Raw genomic sequence first — 20,338 nt, forward strand, 5'->3', positions numbered from 1 at the left:
CAGGGCCCGGGAAAGCGGCACGCGGCCAGACAGCCGGAACAGGGACACGCCCGGGAATCCGGCACGGAACCGGGAAACCGGCACAGGGCCCGGGAAAGCGGCACGCGGCCAGACAGCCGGAACAGGGACACGCCCGGGAATCCGGCACGGAACCGGGAAACCGGCACAGGGCCCGGGAACCGGGGCGGGGCCCGGGAACCGGGGCGGGGCCCGGGTATCGAGGCCAGGGCCGGACGGCCTCGGCCTCACCCGCGTTGTGGGACGCCGAGTTCGAACCAGGTGGTCTTGCCCCGGCCCGCCGGGGAGCTGCCCCAGGACGAGGCCAGGGCGTCCACGATGAGCATGCCCCGGCCGGACTCGGCATCGGCGTCGCCGGTGTCGCCGGGGCCCAGGTCGGCGACCAGCAGCGGTGGCCGGGGGTCGCTGTCGCGGACCTCGACCCGCAGATGGTCGGGGTACTCCCGCAGCCGTACGTCCACATCGCTGTCGGCGTGGACCAGGGCGTTGGTGACGACCTCGGTCAGCAGCAGCTCCAGTTCGTCCTGGAGTCCGGCGAGCCCCCAGCCGGGCAGCAGATCCTGCACATAGTGCCGCAGCCGTCCGACATGGCGCAGGTCGCGGCGCTGCACGAAGACCTGGGCGACCCTGCCGTACGGGCTCTCGCTGTGGCCGTCGTAGCGGACCAGGAGCAGGGCGAGGTCGTCGTCGCGCAGGGCGGCGGAGCCGGTCTCGCCGACGAGCCGGTCGGCGAGGATCTCCAGGTCCTCGTGCCGGCCGCCGGTGAGGGTCGCGCTCAGTCGGGCGAGGCCGGTGTCCACGTCCCGGTGACTGAGGTCGAGCAGGCCGTCGGTGAAGAGGGCGACGACCGAGCCGGGGGTCAGCGCGCACTCGGTCTGGACGTAGTCCGACTCGGCGTCCACGCCGAGCGGCGGGCCGACCTGGACCTCGCAGCTCAGGCTCCGGCCCTCGGCGTCGGTGAGGACCGGGACGGGGTGCCCGGCGGAGGCCAGGGTGGCGGTGCCGGTGGCGAGGTCGAGCCAGAGGCAGCAGCAGGTGGCGAAGTGGTTGGTGTCGAGCGCGCTGAGCAGCCGGTTGCTGCGGACCAGCACCTCGGCGGGGTCGTGGCCCTCGGTGGCGTAGGCGCGGACGGCGCTGCGGAGCTGGCCCATGGTGCCGCCGGCCTCCAGGCTGTGGCCCTCGACATCGCCGATGACCAGGCCGACCCGGTCGCCGGGCAGCCGGATCATGTCGTACCAGTCGCCGCCGACCTCGGCGCCGACGTCGGCCGGGAGATAGCGGGCGGTGGAGACGATCTCGGGGAGGTGCGGCAGGGTGCGGGGCAGCAGGCCGTGCTGCATGCTGCGGGCGATGAGGTGCTCGCGCTCGTAGGCGCGGGCTCGCTGGAGGGACTGGCCGACCTGACCCATCATGATCATGAGGGCGGAGAGATCGGCGTCGTGCAGGACGCCGGGGCGCTCGGCGGCCAGGACGCAGCAGCCGGCCGCGTGGCCGTCGGCGATCAGCGGCAGGAACAGCCAGGCGCACCGGTCGTCGTCGTAGCGGTCCAGCCCGGGGTAGGCGCGGTGGAGGTCGGTGGCGGACGGGTGGAACAGCATCCGCAGTCCCACGGTGGCGTCGGCCTCCGGGGAGCGTCCGGTGAGGACGAGTCCGTCCAGGCCGCGCAGTTCGGAACGGGAGAACCCGGCGGACCCGGCGACCCGCAGCCGTCCCCGCTCGGTCAGGCACAGGGCCATCGACCGCCCGCCGAACGGCCGGACCACCTCGGTCAGGGCGGTGGCGAGGACGTCCCGGACGGTCGTGGCGGAGGTGAGGCCGGTGGCGAGCCGCTGGAAGCGGTAGAGGAAGCCCGTGCTGGAGGCCGGTCCCCAGGGTTCGTCGACGGTCTCGGGGATGAAGACCGGCGCGGGGGGCGGTTCCATCCGGGCGCCCTGTCCGGCCAGCCGTTCCAGTTCGAGGCCGAGCCGCTCGGCGGCGATGATGAGGTACTCGACGGTTTCGTCGCCGGTCGCGCGGGGCGGGGCCCAGCGCAGGGTGAGCGCGCCGAAGCGGCGCCGCTGGGTGCGGATCGGCACCGAGATCACATTCATCGCGTAGGGCACGAACTGGAAGACCGCGGGCTCGCCGCGCATCAGGTCGCGGATACGGGCCTCGTCCCACTGGACCGGGCGGCCGGCGCAGTGGGCGATGGCGGTGGCGAACCGGGTGTCGTCGCAGGGCATGCCCGGGGTGATGGTGAAGCCGAGCAGGGTGTCGACGGACATCGCGGGCAGCAGCATCGGGGTCACACCCTGACCATCCACGTGGTGACCGGCACTGCCGGTCACCAGGTAGATGGTGCTGGTCGCGGGGCTCAGCGCCACATGGACGCCGCGCAGGGTCTGGGCCAGAGACATGTCCCGTTGCCCGTCCAGCAGGGCCCGGCGCCGCTCGTCGCGCGGGCTGGGATCGCCTTCCATGCGTTCCATGCTATGCCCGACATGCACATGTACGCCCTGGTGTGTTCTGTCGATCCGGCGACGGACTCCCGGCGCCAGGCTCCGGCCCAGGACCGCCCCTCTCCCCACTCCCGGCCTCTCCCGGCTCCCGGCTCCCGGCTCCCCGCTCAGGACCGCCCGGCCGTGGCCCGGGCCTGCCGGGACAGGACCATGCGGGTGGACAGCAGGGTGGCGGCGGAGACCAGCACCACGAAGCCCAGCATGACCACCTTGGCCGACACGAACTGGGTGGCCACCCCCAGGCCCACCACGGGCACCGACAGCCCGATGTAGGCGCCCAGGTAGAACCCGGCGAGCACCTCGGCCCGGGACTCGGGCGGGGCGGCGGAACCGGCGGCGCCCATCCCGCCCCGGAAGGCCAGCCCGCTGCCCGCTCCGGTCAGCACCCCGCCGATCACGAAGACCGCGAGGCTGGGCAGCCACATGCCCGTGACCAGCAGGACGAGTCCGGGCAGCAGCAGGAACGGGCCGGTGCGCAGGGTGGTGGCCAGGTCGGCGCGGCTCAGCGCGACCTGGGCACCGGCACCCGCGGCGAAGGCGGCGAAGGCGACTGCTCCGGCGACGGCGTGCGACTCCTGGTGCAGGGTCGCGGCGAGGAAGCCCGGGGCCAGCGAGGTGAAGACACCGAAGACCGAGAAAGCGGCCAGCGCGGTGGCGGTGGCGGCGAGGAACAGCCCGCGCGCCGGGGCCGGGACGGCGATGCGCTGCGGCCGGTAGCGGGGCGCGGGGCGGGGCCGGTCGACGGTCTCGGGCGCCACCGCGATCAGCACGGCCAGCACCAGCAGCGCGGCACCGAAGACCAGGAACGGCAGCCTCAGCGGATCGGGGGCGTACTGGGCGAGGAACCCGGCGACCAGCGGGCCGAAGCCGATCCCGCCGAGGTTGGCGGCGATGGCGACGACCTGGGCCCGGTGCGGGGAGGCGGACGGACGGGCGCGCAGATGCAGTTCGGCGAGATAGGCGGTGGCGGTCGCGGTGGTCAGGCCGATGGCGACACCGCTGATGATCCGGGCGACGACCAGGCCGGTGAGACCCGGCTCGAACAGGAAGATCACCGAGGCGGCCGTGCCGAGCAGCAGCGCGGGCACGAGCATCCGCTTGCGGCCGAAGCGGTCGGAGAGATGCCCGGCCAGGAAGAGGCTGGCGATGACGCCGACCGCGTACACCGCGAAGACGAGGGTGACGGTGAGCGTGGAGAAGTGGTCGCGCCGCTGGTAGAGCACGTAGAGCGGGGTCGGGACCGCCGAGAAGCCCATGGTGACCAGGAAGGCGGCGGTGGCGGCCCAGAAGCCGAAGGAGTGGTGCCGGCTGCCGGTGGGGGTGCCGGAGTCCTGGGGGGACGGTGGGGTGCGGGTGTCGCTCGCGCCGCTGACGGACGTCGTGAGGGGTGCCATGAGGGATGCCATGAGGGATTCCCCTTGCGGGAGGCGGGGTGATTGCCGCGCGTCGTCGTCACGGCCTGCACCCACAGAGTGCTCCGGGATGGTTATGCTGTCCAACGAAAAGATCGCATCGCTGTCATTGATGCCATGCATGACAAGCGGTGCAGGTCAGGCCGGGTCCGGCACCGGAGGGAACCGTGGAGCTTCGGCATCTGGAGCACTTCGTGGCGGTCGCGGAGGAGAGCAGCTTCACCCGGGCCGCGGCGCGGCTGTATCTGGGGCAGTCGGCGCTGTCGGTGTCGGTGCGGTCGCTGGAGCGCGAGCTGGACAGCCGGCTGTTCGACCGCTCGACCCACCATGTGCGGCTGACCGACGCCGGCCGGGCGCTGCTGCCGGAGGCGCGGGCGGTACTGCTGGCCGCCGAGTCGGCCCGGGACGCGGTGGCCGCCGTCCGGGGCGGGGTGCGGGGCTCGGTGCGGGTCGGGATCATGCACGCGATGACGATGATCGACTTCGCCGGGCTGCTGACCCGCTACCACCGCGAGCACCCGCGGGTACGGATCGTGCCGGGCGCGGCGCAGAACGGTTCGGTGGAGCTGGTGGCCCAGGTCCTCGACGGCCGTCTGGATCTGGCGTTCGCGGCGCTGCCCGGTGACTATCCGGCGGGGCTGACGGTCCATCCCCTCACCTCCGAGCCGATGCTGCTGGCCTGTCCGGAGGACCACCCCTTCGCCGCCCGCGACGCCATCGGCCTCGCCGAACTCGACGGCCTGCCGTTCGTGGACTTCCCCGAGGGCTGGGGCATCCGGCTGAGCGCGGACCGGCTGTTCCGGCGGACGGGGATCGGGCGGACGGTGGGCGTGGAGGTGGCCGATGTGCCGACGGTGGTCGAACTGGTCCGCGCGGGCTTCGGGTTCGCCTTCCTGACGGCGACCCTGGCGGCGGGCTCGCGCGGCGGGGTCGGGCTGCGCCCGGTCCGGCCCGAGCCGCTCTTCGTCACCTCGCTGGTGACGGCGTCGGACCGGCGCCCGTCGGCGGCGGCGCGCGCGCTGATCGACCTGGTACGGAGGGAGTATCCGGCGCCGGAGGGGCGGGGGGCGGGCTGAGGGCGGGGCGGGGTACCGGCTGAGGGCGGGGCCGCCCGCGCGAGACGGTCGCCCGGATCGCCGCCGCCGAACTCGACGCGGCTGGCGGCCCCGACGTGCTCCTCGGGCACGTCGCGCTTGGAGATCCGGGTCCTGGAGAACGGCCTCGCCCCGGACGAGCCCGACGGAACGCGACCGGGCCGCCCCGACCGCCCTCCTCACCGGATTCGCGGCGGATTCGCGGCGGGCTCTACGCCCCGCTGCTCACCGGGACCCCGTAACCGCCACCCGCCCCGGCGGCCTCGACCGCCCGCCTCCCCGCCCGGCGGTTACGCTGAGCGCATGCCGTCGAGACGCCGTACCGCACGCCAGACCGATCTGCTGGAACGGCTGGTGGCGCTGCTGGCGGCGGAGGGTTTCGCGTCCTTCACCCTCGACGAACTGACCGAGCGGCTGCGCTGCTCCAAGACCACGCTGTACCAGTTGGCCGGCAGCAAGCAGGAACTGGTCCGCGAGGCGGTGAAGCACTACTTCCGCGAGGCCACCAAGGTCGTCGAGCAGCAGGTGGCGGACGCCTCGGCGCCCTCGGAGCGCGTGGTGGTCTATCTGAACGCGGTGGCCGGGCAGCTCAAGCCGCTGTCCCGGCGGTTCCTGGACGACATGGCCGCCTTCGAACCGGCCCGCGAGGTCTATGAGGCCAACACCCGGATCGCGGCGGAGCGTCTGCGGCAGCTCATCACCGAGGGCGTGGCGGCGGGCGCCTTCCGCGATGTGCACGCGGCCTTCGTGGGGGAGGTCGTCGCCGCGACGATGCAGGAGATCCAGCGCGGCGAGATCGCCACCCGCACCGGCCTCACCGACTCGGAGGCGTACGCGGAGCTGGCGTCGCTGATCGTGCACGCCGTCTCCCCCTGACCCGGTCACCGGCCCCGTCGGGGTCGCGCACCCACTCCTTACTCCTTGCCCCTTGCCCCTTGAGCAGGCCCGCGAGGGCACCCGTGGATCCGGCGCGGGGCAGCATGGCGTCACCGTACCTCAAGCGATACTGTTGTATCGCTTCGAGTATCAATAACCCAGCGACCAACCACACCGGCCCAGTGCCAGGACCCAGGACCGGGGGACCCCATGCCCGCCACCCGTACACTCCCCACGCCGGAAGCCGTCGACCTGATCGGGCTGACCCGTGAGCTGGCCGCGAAGGAACTCGCGCCGCGGGTCGCCGAGGCCGAGGCCGAGGAGCGGTTCCCCCGCGAGGTCTTCCGCACCCTCGGCCGCGCCGGGCTGCTGAGCCTGCCCTACCCCGAGGAGTACGGCGGCGGCGACCAGCCCTACGAGATCTACCTCCAGGTCCTGGAGGAGATCGCGTCGGTGTGGTCCAGCGTCGCGGTCGGCGTCTCCGTGCACGCGCTGTCCTGCTACGCGCTGGCCGCCTTCGGCACCGAGGAGCAGAAGCGGGAGTGGCTCCCCGACCTCCTCGGCGGTGAACTGCTCGGCGCCTACGCCCTGTCCGAGGCGCACGCGGGCTCCGACCCCGGCGCCATGCGCACCCGGGCCGTCCGCGACGGCGGCGACTATGTGCTGAACGGCGCCAAGGCATGGATCACCCACGGCGGCCACGCCGACTTCTACACCGTCATGGCCCGCACCTCCGAGGACCGTTCGCACGGCATCTCCTGCTTCCTGGTCCCGGCCGGCACCCCCGGTCTGATCGCCGACCCGCCCGAGCGGAAGATGGGCCTCACCGGCTCCGCCACCGCGACGATCCAACTGGAGGACGTCCGGATCCCGGCCCGGCGCCGGATCGGCGCGGAGGGCCAGGGCCTGCGCATCGCGTTCGCCGGACTGGACTCCGGGCGGCTCGGCATCGCCTCCGTCGGGGTCGGGCTCGCCCAGGGCGCGCTGGACCACGCGGTGCGCTACGCCCGCGAGCGGGAGACGTTCGGGCAGGCCATCATCGACCACCAGGGCCTGCTCTTCGTCCTCGCGGACATGGCCGCCGCCGTCCAGTCCGCCCGCGCCACCACCCTCGCCGCGGCCCGGCTGCGGGACCAGGGGCTGCCGTTCGGCACCGAGGCCGCGGTGGCCAAACTCGTCGCCACCGACAACGCGATGAAGGTCACAACGGACGCGGTCCAGGTGCTGGGAGGCTACGGATACACCCGTGACTTCCCGGTCGAGCGCTATATGCGCGAGGCCAAGGTCATGCAGATCTTCGAAGGCACCAACCAGATCCAGCGGCTGATCATCGGCCGCGGACTGAAGCACGACGACCGAGGCGACCTGCGGGTCCGGAACCAGGAGAACTGATGCGCATCGACCAGACCGCCGCGATCGTGACCGGCGGAGCGTCCGGGCTGGGGGCCGCCACCGCCGCGGCCCTCGCCAAGCAGGGGGCCCAGGTCTTCGTCCTGGACCTCACGGCGGGCGACGCGGGCGACACCGGCCCCGGCAGCATCACCTATCTCACGACCGACATCACCGACCCGGAGGCCGTCCGGGAGGCGGTCGCCACCGCCGCCGGGAGCGGCGCCCCGCTGCGCACCGCGGTCAACTGCGCCGGTATCGCGCCCTCGATGCGGATCCTCGGCAAGAAGGGCGTGCACGACCTCGCCCTCTACGCCAAGGTGATCCAGGTCAATCTGATCGGCACCTTCAACGTCCTGGCGCTGGCGGGCGAGGCCATCGCCCGGACCGAGGCCGACGAGCACGGCCAGCGCGGCGTCATCGTCAACACCGCGTCGGTCGCCGCCTACGAGGGCCAGGTCGGGCAGGCCGCCTACTCCTCCTCCAAGGGCGGCGTCGTCGGTCTGACCCTGCCCGCCGCCCGCGACCTCGCCCAGTACGGCATCCGGGTGTGCACCATCGCCCCCGGCATCGTGGAGACCCCGATGCTGGCCACCATCTCCGAGGAGTTCCGTGCCTCCCTCGCCGCCGGGGTGCCCTTCCCGCAGCGTCTGGGCCGCCCCGACGAGTACGCCCAGCTCGCCCTCGCGATCATCGAGCACGACTACCTCAACGGCGAGACCATCCGCATGGACGGAGCCCTGCGGATGGCTCCGCGCTGACCCGGCAGCGGAACGACCGGGACCGTCGCCGGGGCCGGGACCGGGAGAACCACACAACGCAACCTTGTTGCGCTAAACTACCCGGATGACCACCTCGTTCCAGCGGGCCCGGCGCCCCGAGCACAAGGAACGGCGCCGCCAGGACATCCTGGACGCCGCCGCCACGCTGGGGCGCCGCGACGGCGTACGGGCGGTGACCCTCACCGACCTGGCCGCCGAGGCGGGGGTGCACAAGTCGGCCGTACTGCGCTACTTCGAGTCGCGGGAGGCGGTGTTCCTGCTGCTCACGGCCCAGTCCTGGCAGGACTGGGCGGACGCGGTCGAGGACCGGCTGACCGGCCCGGCCGATCCGCGCGAGATCGCCGCCGCCCTGGCCGGCACGCTCGCCGACCGCCCCCTGTTCTGCGATCTGCTCGCCCACGCCCCCCTCCATCTGGAGCGGGGCGTGTCGCAGCAGGAGGTCCGCGCCTTCAAGGTCACCACCTTCGAGGCCGTCGACCGCCTGATCGGCGCCCTCACCACCGCCCTGCCGGGCCTCACCCGGCCCGGGGCCGTCGATGTGATCGCCGGGGTGACGGGGATGGCGGGTTCCCTGTGGCAGACCGCCAACCCCCCGGACACCCTGGCCCGCCTCTACGCCGAGGACCCGGCGTTCGCCCACACCCCCGTGGAGTTCGCCCCGCGCCTGGAGCGCCTGACGGCCCTGCTGCTGACGGCAACGGCCCAGGAAGCTCAGGACCAGGACCGATAACGCAACCGCCCCGCCCTCACAACCCGGCGATCGCGTTCCACCGCTTCCCGAACTCCACCCGCTCCTGCGAGGTGATGTCCCGCGCGATGGACAGGCGCGCCCGCATCGCGTCGTCGGGGAAGATCAGCGGGTCCTCGGCGAGGGCGGCGAGTTCCTCGTCGCCGGAGGAGGCGAGGACATCGCGCGCGGCCGGGACCGGGCACACATAGTTGACCCACGCGGCCAGTTCGGCGGCGACCTCGGGCTCGTAGTAGTAGTCGATGAGCCGCTCGGCGTTGGCCTTGTGGGCGGCGAGGTTGGGGATCATCAGCGACTCGGCCCACAGCTCGGCGCCCTCCTCGGGGACGACGAACTCGATGTCGGGGTCGTCGGCCTGGAGCTGGATCACATCGCCGGAGTACGCCTGGCAGGCGAGGACGTCCCCGCTGGAGAGGTCCTTGATGTAGTCGTTGCCGGTGAAGCGGCGGATCTGCCCGCTGCGCACCTGCCGGTCGACCTGGTCGCAGACCTGGTCGAAGTCGCGGGCGGTCCAGCGGGTGATGTCGACGCCGTTGCCCAGCATCAGCAGCGCGAACGCCTCGTCCAGCCCGGACAGCAGGGTGACCCGCCCCTTCAGGTCCTTCGCCCAGAGGTCCGAGACGTGCCGGATCTCCCGGCCGAGCCGCCGCCGGTTGTAGGCGATGCCGGTGATGCCGGACTGCCAGGGGACGGTGAACTTGCGGCCGGGGTCGAAGGCGGGCGAGCGCAGCAGCGGATCCAGATACTGGGTGACATGGGGCTGCCGGGCGCGGTCCATCTCCTGCACCCAGCCGAGCCGGACGAACCGGGCGCACATCCAGTCGCTGATGACGATGAGGTCGCGGTCGGTGGCCTGATGGTTCATCAGGGAGGGGCTGATCTTGCCGAAGAACTCGTCGTTGTCGTTGATCTCCTCGACATAGTCGACGGTGATCCCGGTCCGCTTCTCGAAGGCGTCGAGAGTGGGCCGTCGGGCGCTGTCCTCGTCGTCGGTGTCGATGTAGAGCGGCCAGTTGGCGAACACCAGCCGCTGATCCCGCGCCGAGCGGTCGGCCCCGGCGCGGTCCCCCGGCGCGACATAGGCGGCGGGCACCCCGCACCCGGCGAGCGCCCCGAGCAAGGCACCCCCACCGACCCCGCGCAACAGAGTCCGACGGGACACCCCGGAAGAGTTCATAACCACCATCCCCGCAGCATGCGCCGCCGCCGGGACCCCAAACAACAGACGCAGCGTCAAGCGGACGGGGCCGTACAAGACACCTTGTCGAAGACGCCCTCAAGGGGCGCTGGGGGTACCCCCTCTGGGGGAGGAACTGCGCGACCAGCCACAACCGGCCCGCAGTCCCCCGCGATGGCTCAACCACCCAACCCCTCCCGGGACTGATCAGCCCAGGGACGTCATCACATGCTTGATCCGCGTGTAGTCATCGAACCCATAACCGGAAAGGTCCTTGCCGTACCCCGACTTCTTGAACCCCCCGTGGGGCATCTCCGCCACCAGAGGAATGTGCGTGTTGATCCACACGCACCCGAAGTCCAGCGCCTTGGACATCCGCATCGCGCGCCCGTGGTCCTTCGTCCACACCGACGACGCCAGCGCGTACTCCACGCCGTTGGCCCACTCCACGGCCTGCGCCTCGTCCGTGAACGACTGGACCGTGATGACCGGCCCGAACACCTCGTTCTGGATGATCTCGTCGTCCTGACGGAGCCCCGACACCACGGTCGGCGCGTAGAAATACCCGGTCTCGCCGACCCGGTGGCCACCGGCCTGCACCTTGGCGTGGGCCGGAAGGCGGTCGATGAAGCCGGAGACCTGGGCGAGCTGGTTGGGGTTGTTGAGCGGGCCGTACAGCACATCCTCGTCGTCCGGCTGCCCGGTCTTCGTGGCCGCGGCGGCAGCCGCGAGCGCGGCGACGAACTCGTCGTGGACGGACTCCTGGACCAGCACGCGCGTGGCGGCCGTACAGTCCTGGCCCGCGTTGAAGTAGCCCGCGGTGGCGATGTCCTCGACGGCCTTGGCGATGTCGACGTCCTCGAAGACGACGACCGGCGCCTTGCCGCCCAGCTCCAGATGGACCCGCTTGACGTCCTTCGCGGCGGACTCGGCGACCGAGATGCCGGCGCGGACCGAACCGGTGATGGAGGCCATCGCCGGGGTGGGGTGCTCGACCATCAGCCGCCCGGTGTCGCGGTCGCCGCAGATGACGTTGAAGACGCCCTTGGGGACGACGGAGCCGATGATCTCGGCGATCAGCACGGTGGACGCCGGGGTGGTGTCGGACGGCTTCAGCACCACGGTGTTGCCCGCGGCGAGCGCCGGGGCGAACTTCCAGACGGCCATCATCATCGGGTAGTTCCAGGGCGCGACCTGCGCGCAGACGCCGACCGGCTCGCGGCGGACGATGGAGGTGAGGCCCTCCATGTACTCACCGGCGGAGCGGCCCTCCAGCATCCGGGCGGCCCCCGCGAAGAAGCGGATCTGGTCCACCATCGGCGGGATCTCCTCGGTGCGGGTGAGCCCGATGGGCTTGCCCGTGTTCTCCACCTCGGCCGCGATGAGTTCCTCGGCGCGCTCCTCGAAGAGGTCGGCGATCTTCAGGAGGGCCCGCTGCCGCTCCGCCGGGGTGCTGTCCCGCCACGCCGGGAACGCCGCCGCGGCGGCGGCCATCGCGGCGTCGACGTCGGACTCCCCGGACAGCGGCGCGGTGGCGTACGCCTCGCCGGTCGCCGGGTTCACCACCTCGGTGGTGCGTCCGTCGGCGGCGTCCCGGAACTCCCCGTCGATGTAGTTGCGCAGACGACGCAGCTCGGTGCTCACTTCCGGCCCTCCAAGTGTGTGTACCCGTGTGGGTGTCCAGTCCCTGAGACACCCAGCGTAATCGGTAGCCCCACGGTTTCAACACCCCCCGCCGCACCGAACCTGCGAAATCCGCACACTCAGACCCCAAGAACAACGAAATTCATCGCTCAGCTCTTGCGAAACGGTCGATACCTCGGGCACAGTGAGGCTCGTGGCCAGTCGAAGCGCAGAGCCCAGGGGCTCCAGTCAGTCCAGGACCGGGAACGGCAGTCCCACCCTGGACGATGTCTCCCTCGCCATCATCGAGCAACTCCAGGAGGACGGCCGCAGGCCGTACGCCGCGATCGGCAAGGCCGTCGGCCTGTCCGAGGCGGCGGTGCGCCAGCGCGTCCAGAAGCTGCTCGACCAGGGCGTGATGCAGATCGTCGCCGTGACGGACCCGCTCACCGTGGGCTTCCGCCGGCAGGCGATGGTCGGCATCAACGTCGAGGGCGACGTGGAGGCCGCGGCCGAGGCACTGACGGCCATGTCCGAGTGCGAGTACGTGGTGATGACCGCGGGCTCGTTCGATCTGATGGTGGAGATCGTCTGCGAGGACGACGACCATCTGCTCGATGTCATCAACCGACGCATCCGGGCCCTGCCCGGAGTGCGCTCCACCGAGAGTTTCGTCTATCTGAAGCTCAAGAAGCAGACCTATATGTGGGGAACCCGATAACCCGTGAGGACCCGATAACCGTGAGCACCAAGGACCTCAGCCAGAGCGCCTACGACCACCTGTGGATGCACTTCACCCGCATGTCGTCGTACGAGAACTCCCCCGTCCCCACGATCGTGCGGGGTGAGGGCACCTACATCTACGACGACAAGGGCAAGCGCTACCTCGACGGGCTCGCCGGTCTCTTCGTCGTCCAGGCCGGTCACGGCCGGGTCGAGCTGGCCGAGGCCGCCGCCAAGCAGGCGCAGGAGCTGGCGTTCTTCCCGGTGTGGTCCTACGCCCACCCGAAGGCCGTCGAGCTGGCCGAGCGCCTCGCGCACCACGCGCCCGGCGACCTCAACAAGGTCTTCTTCACCACCGGTGGCGGCGAGGCCGTCGAGACCGCCTGGAAGCTGGCCAAGCAGTACTTCAAGCTCCAGGGCAAGCCGACGAAGTACAAGGTCATCTCGCGTGCGGTCGCCTACCACGGCACCCCGCAGGGCGCCCTGTCCATCACCGGCCTCCCGGCGCTGAAGGCCCCCTTCGAGCCGCTGGTCCCGGGCGCCCACAAGGTCCCGAACACCAACATCTACCGCGCCCCGATCCACGGCGACGACCCCGAGGCGTTCGGCCGCTGGGCCGCCGACCAGATCGAGCAGCAGATCCTGTTCGAGGGCCCGGAGACGGTCGCCGCGGTCTTCCTGGAGCCGGTGCAGAACGCGGGCGGCTGCTTCCCGCCCCCGCCCGGCTACTTCCAGCGGGTCCGCGAGATCTGCGACCAGTACGACGTGCTGCTGGTCTCGGACGAGGTCATCTGCGCCTTCGGCCGCCTGGGCACGATCTTCGCCTGCGACAAGTTCGGCTACGTACCGGACATGATCACCTGCGCCAAGGGCATGACCTCGGGCTACTCCCCGATCGGCGCCTGCATCGTCTCCGACAAGGTCGCCGAGCCCTTCTACCAGGGCGACAACACCTTCCTGCACGGCTACACCTTCGGCGGCCACCCGGTCTCCGCGGCGGTCGGCCTCGCCAACCTCGACCTGTTCGAGCGCGAGAACCTCACCCAGCACGTGCTGGACAACGAGGGCGCCTTCCTCTCCACCCTCCAGAAGCTGCACGACCTGCCGATCGTCGGCGACGTCCGCGGCAACGGCTTCTTCTACGGCATCGAGCTGGTGAAGGACAAGGCCACCAAGGAGACCTTCAACGACGAGGAGACCGAGCGCGTCCTGTACGGCTTCCTCTCCAAGGCGCTGTACGACAACGGCCTGTACTGCCGGGCCGACGACCGCGGCGACCCGGTCGTCCAGCTCGCCCCGCCGCTGATCTCCGACCAGTCGACCTTCGACGAGATCGAGCAGATCCTGCGCGCGACCCTGACGGAGGCGTGGACCAAGCTCTGATCCCGCCCCGCATGGTTTGTGATCTTCCGTCTGGATGATCATCCCGGCCCCGGTGCCGTCCGTTCGAGTGAGAAACGGCGGCCCGGGGCCGCGTGCTGTCCGGCCCCGGCGGGCCGAGTCCCTAGCGTGCCCAGTGACCGATCGGCCCAGCCTTCGTTCCCCCGCCCGGGGGAAGACGGCACGGGAGGGGACCACAGGGCCCCCGTGGGGGACCGGGGATTCGCAGACCAGCCGAACAGAGGTGTACGCCCATGGAGGCCCCGCCGGACAACGATGTGCTGTGGGCACGCTCCCTGCACTTCACCCACGACGACGGCTCCCCGGCGCTGAGCGGGGTCTCGCTCGGTGTCCGGGAGGGCGAGATCCTCGCCGTCGGCGGCCCGCGCGGCAGCGGCAAGACCTCCCTGCTGCGCTGTCTGTCCGGACTGGCCCGGCCCCGGCGGGGCGAGGTCTGGTTCAACAGCGTCCCGGTGCACACCATGGGCCCGCTGGCCCGGGAAAGGCTGCGCCGCGACCGGTTCGGCTGGATCGACCCGGCCCCCGTCCTCGTCCCGGAGCTGACCGTCTGGGAGAACGCGGCGCTGCCGCTGATGCTGCGCGGCACCAGCAGGCGCCGGGCCCGCACCGCCGCCCTGGAGTGGCTGGAGCGGCTCGACATCGGCGACCGGGCCCGCCGCTATCCGCACCAGCTCCAGCAGGCCGAGCGGCAGCGCGCCTGTATCGCCCGCGCGCTGGCCCCGGCCCCCTCGGTGCTGTTCGCCGACGAGCCGACCGCGCCCCTGCACCGCGCCGACCGCGCCCATGTGCTGCGCACCCTCACCACGGCGGCCCGCTCGCACGGCATCACGGTGCTGCTGGCCACCCATGACGCCGAGACCGCCGCGCTCGCCGACCGCACGGTCGCCCTGCTCGACGGACGCCGGGTGCACACCCTCCAGCTCCCGGCGGACGACGGGACGGTCGTGACCGACACGGCGGACCCGGCGGACCCGGCAGGCACGGCGGACCCGGCCGACCCGGCGGACGCGCCGGACGAGTCGGAGGAGGGCCGCGCCGCGTGCTCGCTGTCCGTCTGAGCCGGGCCGGCCGCCCCGCCGTCCAGTTGCGCAGGCTGCTGGTCGCGGCGGCGGCCGGGGGCACCGGATTTCTGCTGCTGTGCACCCTCGGCCACGCCCTGGGCCACCCCGGCGACGCGGGCGGCTCGGCGCTGCGGCTGGCCTGGTGCCTGGTGCCGGTCGCGGCGACCGTGCAGTTCGCGGTGGCGGTGGCCCGGACGGACCCCGGCACCCTGCCCCGGCCCGGGCTGTCCGCGATCGGGCTCGGCCCGGCCCGGCTGATGGCGATCTCGGCGACCACCACCGCCCTCGCCACCACCCTGGGCTCGATGCTGGCGCTGCTGTTCTTCCTGCATCTGCGCGGCGACCTGAACGGAATGCCGTTCGACGGGGCCGCCGCCGAGTCCCTCGCCGCCGGGCTGCCCCTGCCGCTGCCCGCCGCCCTGACCCTGCTCGCCGTCGTCCCGCTCATCGCGTCCCTGGCCACCGCCCTGGTGCTGCGCCCCGGCGAACGCGGCGCCGTCGGCCGGGCGGCCCTGAGCCGCTTCAGGATCCGGCGGACGGCCGAGCGCCCGGAGACGACCGAGGCACCACCGGCGCCGACGGCACCCCCGGAGCGGGCAGCACCCCGGGAGCGGGCAGCGGCACCCCCCGCCGCCGAACTCCCCGTCCCCACCGGCCTGCCCTGGGGCGTCGCGGTGCTGGCGGCGGGCCTCGCGGTGGAGGCGTACGCCACCCGGGTCGCGCCCGGCGGCGCGGCGGCCACCCTGCCGGGCGGGCTGCGCGCGGGCCCGGTCGGCGTGCTGATCGGCTGGACGCTCACCGCGGTGGGCCTGGCGCTCGCCGGACCGGGGCTGACCCATCTGTGCGGACGGCTGCTCCAGACCGTGCGGCCGGGTGCGCTGCGGCTGCTCGCGGGGCGGGTGCTGATGGCCGAGTCGGGGCGGATCGGGCGCCCGCTGGGCGTGGTCTGCGCGGTGGCGTCGGCGGCGTTCGCGACGGCCGCGCTGCACGGTCCCGGTGGCGCGGACGAGCCGGTCTTCGGCCCGCTCACCACGCTCGGGGCGCTGCTGGTGGCGGGCTGCGCGCTGGCCACCCTGGCGACCGCGGCCGTCGAGGCCCGGCACGCCCGCGCCGACACCACCGCCGCGCTGCTGCGGCTCGGCGCCCCGGCCACCACCCTGCGCGGCGCGGCGGCCCTGCGCGCGGGCGCGCTGCTGGCCCTGTTCGGCCCGCTGACCCTGCTGGTGGCCCACCTGGCGGCCCAGCCCCTGCTGCGCTGACGGCACAGGCAGCCGCGCGGCCCCGCCCCGGACACCGATGAGTGTCCCGGCGGCCCCGGGTCTGTCCCACCGAACCGCACAGTGGCCCGATGGGAGAGACCCGGATGTACCAGCAGATGATTTTCGTGAACCTGCCCGTGCGCGACCTCGGCGCGTCGAAGGCGCTCTTCACCGAGCTGGGTTGTCCACGGCTTCATGTACGGCCGCGCCTTCGACGACCTCGACGGCCACACCTGGGAGGTCGTCTGGATGGACCCGGCGGCGGTGGCGGGCTGAGCACCCGGGGCGCGGGAGGCTATGGCCGACACCTCGTCAAACCTTGGACTCCGTAAAGACATCGAAAAGTGGGCGGATCAAACGGACACGGGGATTGACGCTCCTTAAGGGACGCTTATAACTCTATGAGCCTGATGGGGGCACGGCCTTCACGGCAGTTCCCTCAACCCCCCGCATTTACAGAGCCCTTAAGGACAAATGTGTCCATATCCCGCCGCACCGCACGGCGTTCCGTGCGTGCCCTCGGTGTAGCCGCCGCCTCGGCCGCACTCGCGCTCAGCGCCGCGGGCACCGCACTCGCCTGCGACATCAGTGAGTTCTCCGCCGCCGCGATCTGCGACGGCACCAAGGGTGTCATCACCGTCACCGACAAGGACCCGACCGGAGTGCCCGCCACGGTCACCGTCTACCGGGAGAACAACGGCGCCGACGAGAAGCTGGTCGGCAGCCAGGAGGTGAAGGGCTCCCGCGAGGGTGTGACCATCACCTTCGAGGAGGACTGGAAGCCGAACGCGGAGTACCGCGTCCACGTCAAGGCAGGCGACCAGGTCGACGAGGACATCAAGCCGAACCTGGTCACCCCGTCCACCGCCTGCGCGACGGACAGCACTCCCACCCCGACGCCCACCCCGACCCCCTCGGAGTCGGCGCCGGAATCCACTCCCCCGGCCGCGTCCGAGACGCCCGCGCCGACGCCGTCCGCCCCCCAGGAGAGCAGCAGCGCCCCCGCGCCGGATGAGTCGGCGAGCAACGCGCCGTCCCCCGCCGCCGGGCAGTCCAACCTCGCCGAGACCGGCGCCGACTCCAACACCGGGATGATCGCCGGGATCGCCGCGGCGCTGGTCGTCGTCGGCGGTGGCGCGGTCTTCCTCGGCTTCCGCCGCCGGGGAGCGGGCGACAGCCGCTGATCCGCACACCCGCCGAACGGGCGCGGCCCGCTCCCCCGAGCCACCGGGGAGCGGGCCGCGCCTGCGCCGGTCAGGCGAAGTCGTACACCGCGAACTCGGCGATCGACCGGTAACCCAGCCGCTGGTAGAGCGCGTTGCTGGTCGGGTTGGCCAGATTGGTGTAGAGGACGACCTCCTCGGCACCGGCGTCCAGCGCGGCCCGGCTCACCGCCACCGTCGCCGCGCCGCCGTAGCTCCGGCCGCGCAGATGCTCGGGCGTGTAGACGGGGTCGACCCGGACCTGACCCCCGATCAGGGGATTGGCCCCGGCCATGGAGACCGGGACACCGTCCGGGTCCACCCAGTACAGGTACGTCTTCTCCCCGAAGCGGGTGCTCGCCCAGGTCTCGGCGTTGATGGTGACCTCCTCGCCGAAGTACGCGGCCAGTTCCCGGCACCACTGCATGACGTGCTCGTGATCGGCGTCGCCTGCGGGCCGGGCGCTCCCCTCGGGGAAGGGGTCGGGCGGTGTCAGCGTGCCGAGCCGGTAGAGCCCGAGTTCGACCCGGATGTCCGCCGCAGCCCCGGTCCGCCGCCCCCACGCCTCGGTGAAGGCACGGGCGGTGGCGCGCTCGGCGGTGACGTACGGGAGGGGACGGCCGAGTCCGAGGAGGTGCTCGGCGAGGCCCTCGGTGTCCTCGGGGGCCAGCGGGGTGAGGCTGACCCCGCGCTCGGGGGAGACCCGGTAGTAGATCCCGCGGACCTCGCCGTCCCTCTCCAGCCAGCCCAGGGAGGCGCCCTCGTCGCCCTCGACCCGCATCTTCTCGGTGACCGTCAGCGCCGTGGTGTGCATCCCGGGGCGCGAGCGCAGGAAGTCTCCCGTCCGCGCCAGGAAGTGATCAATGCCCTCTGCCGTGTGCCATGCGTCCAGACCCATGGGCGGAGATCATTCCCCAGACCGCCGTCATCCGAAAGTGGCGCGCTCCAACCAGAAGTCCAGGACCGCCCGGTCCCCCAGCACCTCGACCTCTCCCCCGTCCAGCGGCGCCCGCCGGTAGAACGCCAGCAGCACCGCGGTCAGCGGGCCCCGCACCGCCACCGTCGCCCTCTCGTGCCCGCGCCGCCACGCCACGCCGTCCGCGCCCAGCTCGATCAGCCACTCCGCGTCCAGGCCGGGCGCGTCCGTGGCGTGCAGATGGATCGACCGCGTCCCGTCCGGCCCCGCGCCGCGCAACTCCCGGGCCGCGTCGTGCGGATCGGTGCGCTGCACGAACGTCACGATCTCCAGCCACTCGTCGATCGCGTCCGCCGCCACCTCCCCGGCGACCTCGTAGGGCGCCCCCACCGCCAACGCCGCGTCGGCCCGGTGCACGGTGATCTCATGGGTCATCCGCCGCGCCCAGAACGCCGCCGTGTGCACCCCGGCCCACCCCCACACCCCCGCCTCCGGCCCGGCCTCGCGCAGGGTCCGTACGGTCTTCTCCCCGCCCTCGGTGAACCACGCCGCGAGCGCCGCCGCGTCCCCCCGCGCCGCGGGCCCGGCCCCGTCCGGCACGTCCTGCGACTCCACCTCCCGCTCCGCCCGGGTCCGTACGGTCACCTCGACCCAGCGCAGGGCCTCGCCCATGTGCCGGGTCAGCTCCTCCACGGTCCAGTCGGGGCAGGTCGGGACGGTGGCGGTGAGATCCGTGCCGGGCGCGGTCACCAGCTCCGCGAACCGCGCCACCTGGAGGGCGATCTCATCGCAATACCGGTCAAAGGCGAGAAGCGTCATGCGCGCACCCTACGACCGGGCAGCCCGACCGCTCACCACGATTTCAGCCGACCGCCCCCCACCCAGCACCACCAACCCGACCGAGCACGTCACCCCGGCACCACCAACCCGGCCCGGCGCCTCACCCCGGCACCACGACATCCGCCGAGCACTCCCCCAGGCACCACACATCCCGCCCGGCACCTCACCCCAACACCGCAAGCCCGGCCCGGCACCTCACCCCAGCACCACCACATCCTCCGGGTCGAACTCCACCCCCACCGCCTCCCCCACCCCCGGCGCGTCCCGCAGCGCGCACGCCGCCTCCAGCACCGGCGCGTCCACCCCCTCCGGCCGCAGCCGTACGGCGACATGGGTGCCCCGGAAGGTCCGCGCCACCACCGCGCACCGCAGCCCGCCGCCCCCGGCGTCCCCACCGTCCCCGGCGGCTCCACCGATCCCGGGCCGCTCCCCCGGGACATCCCCCGCCCGCCCGAACCGCCCGCCGCCCCCCGCAGCCCCCACCAGCCGCACACCCCCCGGCCGCACCAGCAGCTCCACCTCCCCCTGCGCCGCCCCCGCGCCCACCGGCAGCTTCCCCCACGGCGTGGCCGCGATCTCCCCGCTCACGGTCCCCGCCACCACGTTCTCGAAGCCGAGGAAGCGGGCCACGAAGGCGTCGGCGGGCCGCTGCCACACCTCCAGCGGCGTCCCCGACTGGGCGATCCGCCCGTCCCGCATCACCACCACCCGGTCGGCCAGGGCGAACGCCTCGCCCTGGTCGTGGGTGACGGCCAGCACGGTCGTCCCCAGCCGCCCGAACAGCTCCCGCAACTCCCCCACCAGCCGCTCCCGCAGCGACCGGTCGAGCTGCCCGAGCGGTTCGTCCAGCATCAGCAGCCGGGGGTCCGGCGCCAGCGCCCGCGCCAGCGCGACCCGCTGCTGCTCGCCCCCGGACAGCTCGGCGACCGCCCGCCCGGCGGCCCCGGGCAGCCCGACCAGCTCCAGCAACCGCGCCACCCGCGCCCGCTGCTCCCCCCGCGAGGCGCCCCGCATCCGGGGCCCGAACGCCACGTTGCCGCCCACGTCCCGCTGCGGGAAGAGCTGATGGTCCTGGAACATCAGCCCGATCTCCCGCCGGTGCGCCGGCACCCCCGACTGGTCGCGCCCCTCCAGCCGCACCCGCCCGGCGTCCAGCGACTGGAGCCCGGCGACCGCCCGCAGCAGCGTCGACTTCCCGCTCCCGCTCGGCCCCAGCACACACACCACCTCGTGCCCGGCGACCGCGAGGTCCACCGCGTCCAGCACGGCCCGCCCCCCGAGCCGCACGGTCACGCCCTCCACCCCGAGCAGCGGCACCG

At 72.8% G+C, this 20,338-nt stretch carries 17 protein-coding genes; 10 read left to right on the plus strand and 7 right to left on the minus strand.

Translation table 11 applies throughout. From position 1 onward, the window contains the following. Positions 1-245: 245 nt before the first annotated feature. Both AB0O01_RS23345 and AB0O01_RS23350 read right to left on the minus strand, forming a co-directional pair. On the minus strand, positions 246-2,477 hold the full coding sequence (locus AB0O01_RS23345; RefSeq protein ID WP_365316115.1) for a SpoIIE family protein phosphatase: 2,232 nt from the start codon (positions 2,475-2,477) through the stop codon (positions 246-248). A 146-nt stretch (positions 2,478-2,623) separates the two neighbouring features. Beyond that, positions 2,624-3,922: an MFS transporter gene (locus AB0O01_RS23350; protein WP_365316116.1), complete on the minus strand. Its 1,299-nt coding sequence runs from the start codon at positions 3,920-3,922 to the stop codon at positions 2,624-2,626. 173 nt (positions 3,923-4,095) lie between these two features. On the opposite strand from AB0O01_RS23350, the gene AB0O01_RS23355 reads away from it, so the two are divergent. The 5 genes from AB0O01_RS23355 to AB0O01_RS23375 all read left to right on the plus strand — a co-directional run bounded on the left by AB0O01_RS23355 (position 4,096) and on the right by AB0O01_RS23375 (position 8,799). Next, positions 4,096-5,004, plus strand: coding sequence for a LysR family transcriptional regulator (locus AB0O01_RS23355; RefSeq protein WP_365316118.1), 909 nt, complete (start codon positions 4,096-4,098; stop codon positions 5,002-5,004). A gap of 321 nt (positions 5,005-5,325) precedes the next feature. After that, a complete protein-coding gene (locus AB0O01_RS23360) occupies positions 5,326-5,898 on the plus strand; it encodes a TetR/AcrR family transcriptional regulator (protein WP_365316119.1) in 573 nt (190 codons plus the stop codon). 210 nt (positions 5,899-6,108) lie between these two features. Next, positions 6,109-7,290 carry an acyl-CoA dehydrogenase family protein gene (locus AB0O01_RS23365; RefSeq protein ID WP_365316120.1) on the plus strand — a complete coding sequence of 394 codons (1,182 nt, stop codon included), beginning with the start codon at positions 6,109-6,111 and terminating at the stop codon, positions 7,288-7,290. Then, positions 7,290-8,048: an SDR family NAD(P)-dependent oxidoreductase gene (locus AB0O01_RS23370; RefSeq protein WP_365316122.1), complete on the plus strand. Its 759-nt coding sequence runs from the start codon at positions 7,290-7,292 to the stop codon at positions 8,046-8,048. The genes AB0O01_RS23365 and AB0O01_RS23370 overlap by 1 nt, the downstream gene beginning before the upstream one ends. A gap of 85 nt (positions 8,049-8,133) precedes the next feature. Continuing rightward, complete coding sequence (locus tag AB0O01_RS23375; RefSeq protein ID WP_365316123.1) at positions 8,134-8,799, plus strand: TetR family transcriptional regulator; 666 nt, start codon at positions 8,134-8,136, stop codon at positions 8,797-8,799. A 16-nt stretch (positions 8,800-8,815) separates the two neighbouring features. On the opposite strand, the gene AB0O01_RS23380 is transcribed toward AB0O01_RS23375, so the two are convergent. Then, on the minus strand, positions 8,816-10,003 hold the full coding sequence (locus AB0O01_RS23380; protein ID WP_365316124.1) for a spermidine/putrescine ABC transporter substrate-binding protein: 1,188 nt from the start codon (positions 10,001-10,003) through the stop codon (positions 8,816-8,818). A 198-nt stretch (positions 10,004-10,201) separates the two neighbouring features. After that, a complete protein-coding gene (locus tag AB0O01_RS23385; protein ID WP_365316126.1) occupies positions 10,202-11,638 on the minus strand; it encodes a gamma-aminobutyraldehyde dehydrogenase in 1,437 nt (478 codons plus the stop codon). A gap of 193 nt (positions 11,639-11,831) precedes the next feature. Here AB0O01_RS23385 and AB0O01_RS23390 point away from each other — a divergent pair, with 193 nt between their 5' ends. The 5 genes from AB0O01_RS23390 (at position 11,832) to AB0O01_RS23410 (ending at position 17,245) form a co-directional block, all read left to right on the plus strand. Further along, complete coding sequence (locus tag AB0O01_RS23390) at positions 11,832-12,338, plus strand: Lrp/AsnC family transcriptional regulator (protein WP_362758735.1); 507 nt, start codon at positions 11,832-11,834, stop codon at positions 12,336-12,338. 20 nt (positions 12,339-12,358) lie between these two features. After that, entirely contained in the window at positions 12,359-13,723 is a 1,365-nt protein-coding gene (locus AB0O01_RS23395) for an aspartate aminotransferase family protein (protein ID WP_365316128.1), read from the plus strand. 251 nt (positions 13,724-13,974) lie between these two features. Further along, the gene (locus tag AB0O01_RS23400) at positions 13,975-14,799 is read left to right on the plus strand and encodes an ATP-binding cassette domain-containing protein (protein ID WP_365316130.1); all 825 of its coding nucleotides are present in this window, start codon (positions 13,975-13,977) and stop codon (positions 14,797-14,799) included. After that, on the plus strand, positions 14,781-16,061 hold the full coding sequence (locus AB0O01_RS23405) for a hypothetical protein (RefSeq protein WP_365316132.1): 1,281 nt from the start codon (positions 14,781-14,783) through the stop codon (positions 16,059-16,061). Before AB0O01_RS23400 ends, AB0O01_RS23405 begins: the two co-directional genes overlap by 19 nt. A gap of 476 nt (positions 16,062-16,537) precedes the next feature. Next, positions 16,538-17,245 (plus strand): LAETG motif-containing sortase-dependent surface protein, encoded by a 708-nt coding sequence (locus AB0O01_RS23410; RefSeq protein ID WP_365316134.1) that lies wholly within the window; start codon positions 16,538-16,540, stop codon positions 17,243-17,245. A gap of 70 nt (positions 17,246-17,315) precedes the next feature. On the opposite strand, the gene AB0O01_RS23415 is transcribed toward AB0O01_RS23410, so the two are convergent. The 3 genes from AB0O01_RS23415 to AB0O01_RS23425 form a co-directional block, all read right to left on the minus strand. Continuing rightward, positions 17,316-18,161, minus strand: a complete 846-nt coding sequence (locus AB0O01_RS23415) for a GNAT family N-acetyltransferase (RefSeq protein WP_365316136.1) — start codon at positions 18,159-18,161, stop codon at positions 17,316-17,318. 27 nt (positions 18,162-18,188) lie between these two features. Further along, positions 18,189-18,998 (minus strand): maleylpyruvate isomerase family mycothiol-dependent enzyme, encoded by an 810-nt coding sequence (locus AB0O01_RS23420; RefSeq protein ID WP_365316138.1) that lies wholly within the window; start codon positions 18,996-18,998, stop codon positions 18,189-18,191. A 216-nt stretch (positions 18,999-19,214) separates the two neighbouring features. Continuing rightward, positions 19,215-20,336 carry an ABC transporter ATP-binding protein gene (locus tag AB0O01_RS23425; protein WP_365316435.1) on the minus strand — a complete coding sequence of 374 codons (1,122 nt, stop codon included), beginning with the start codon at positions 20,334-20,336 and terminating at the stop codon, positions 19,215-19,217. Positions 20,337-20,338: the final 2 nt, after the last annotated feature.

Source organism: Streptomyces sp. NPDC093252 (assembly GCF_040683675.1).
Classification (GTDB): Bacteria; Actinomycetota; Actinomycetes; order Streptomycetales; family Streptomycetaceae; genus Streptomyces.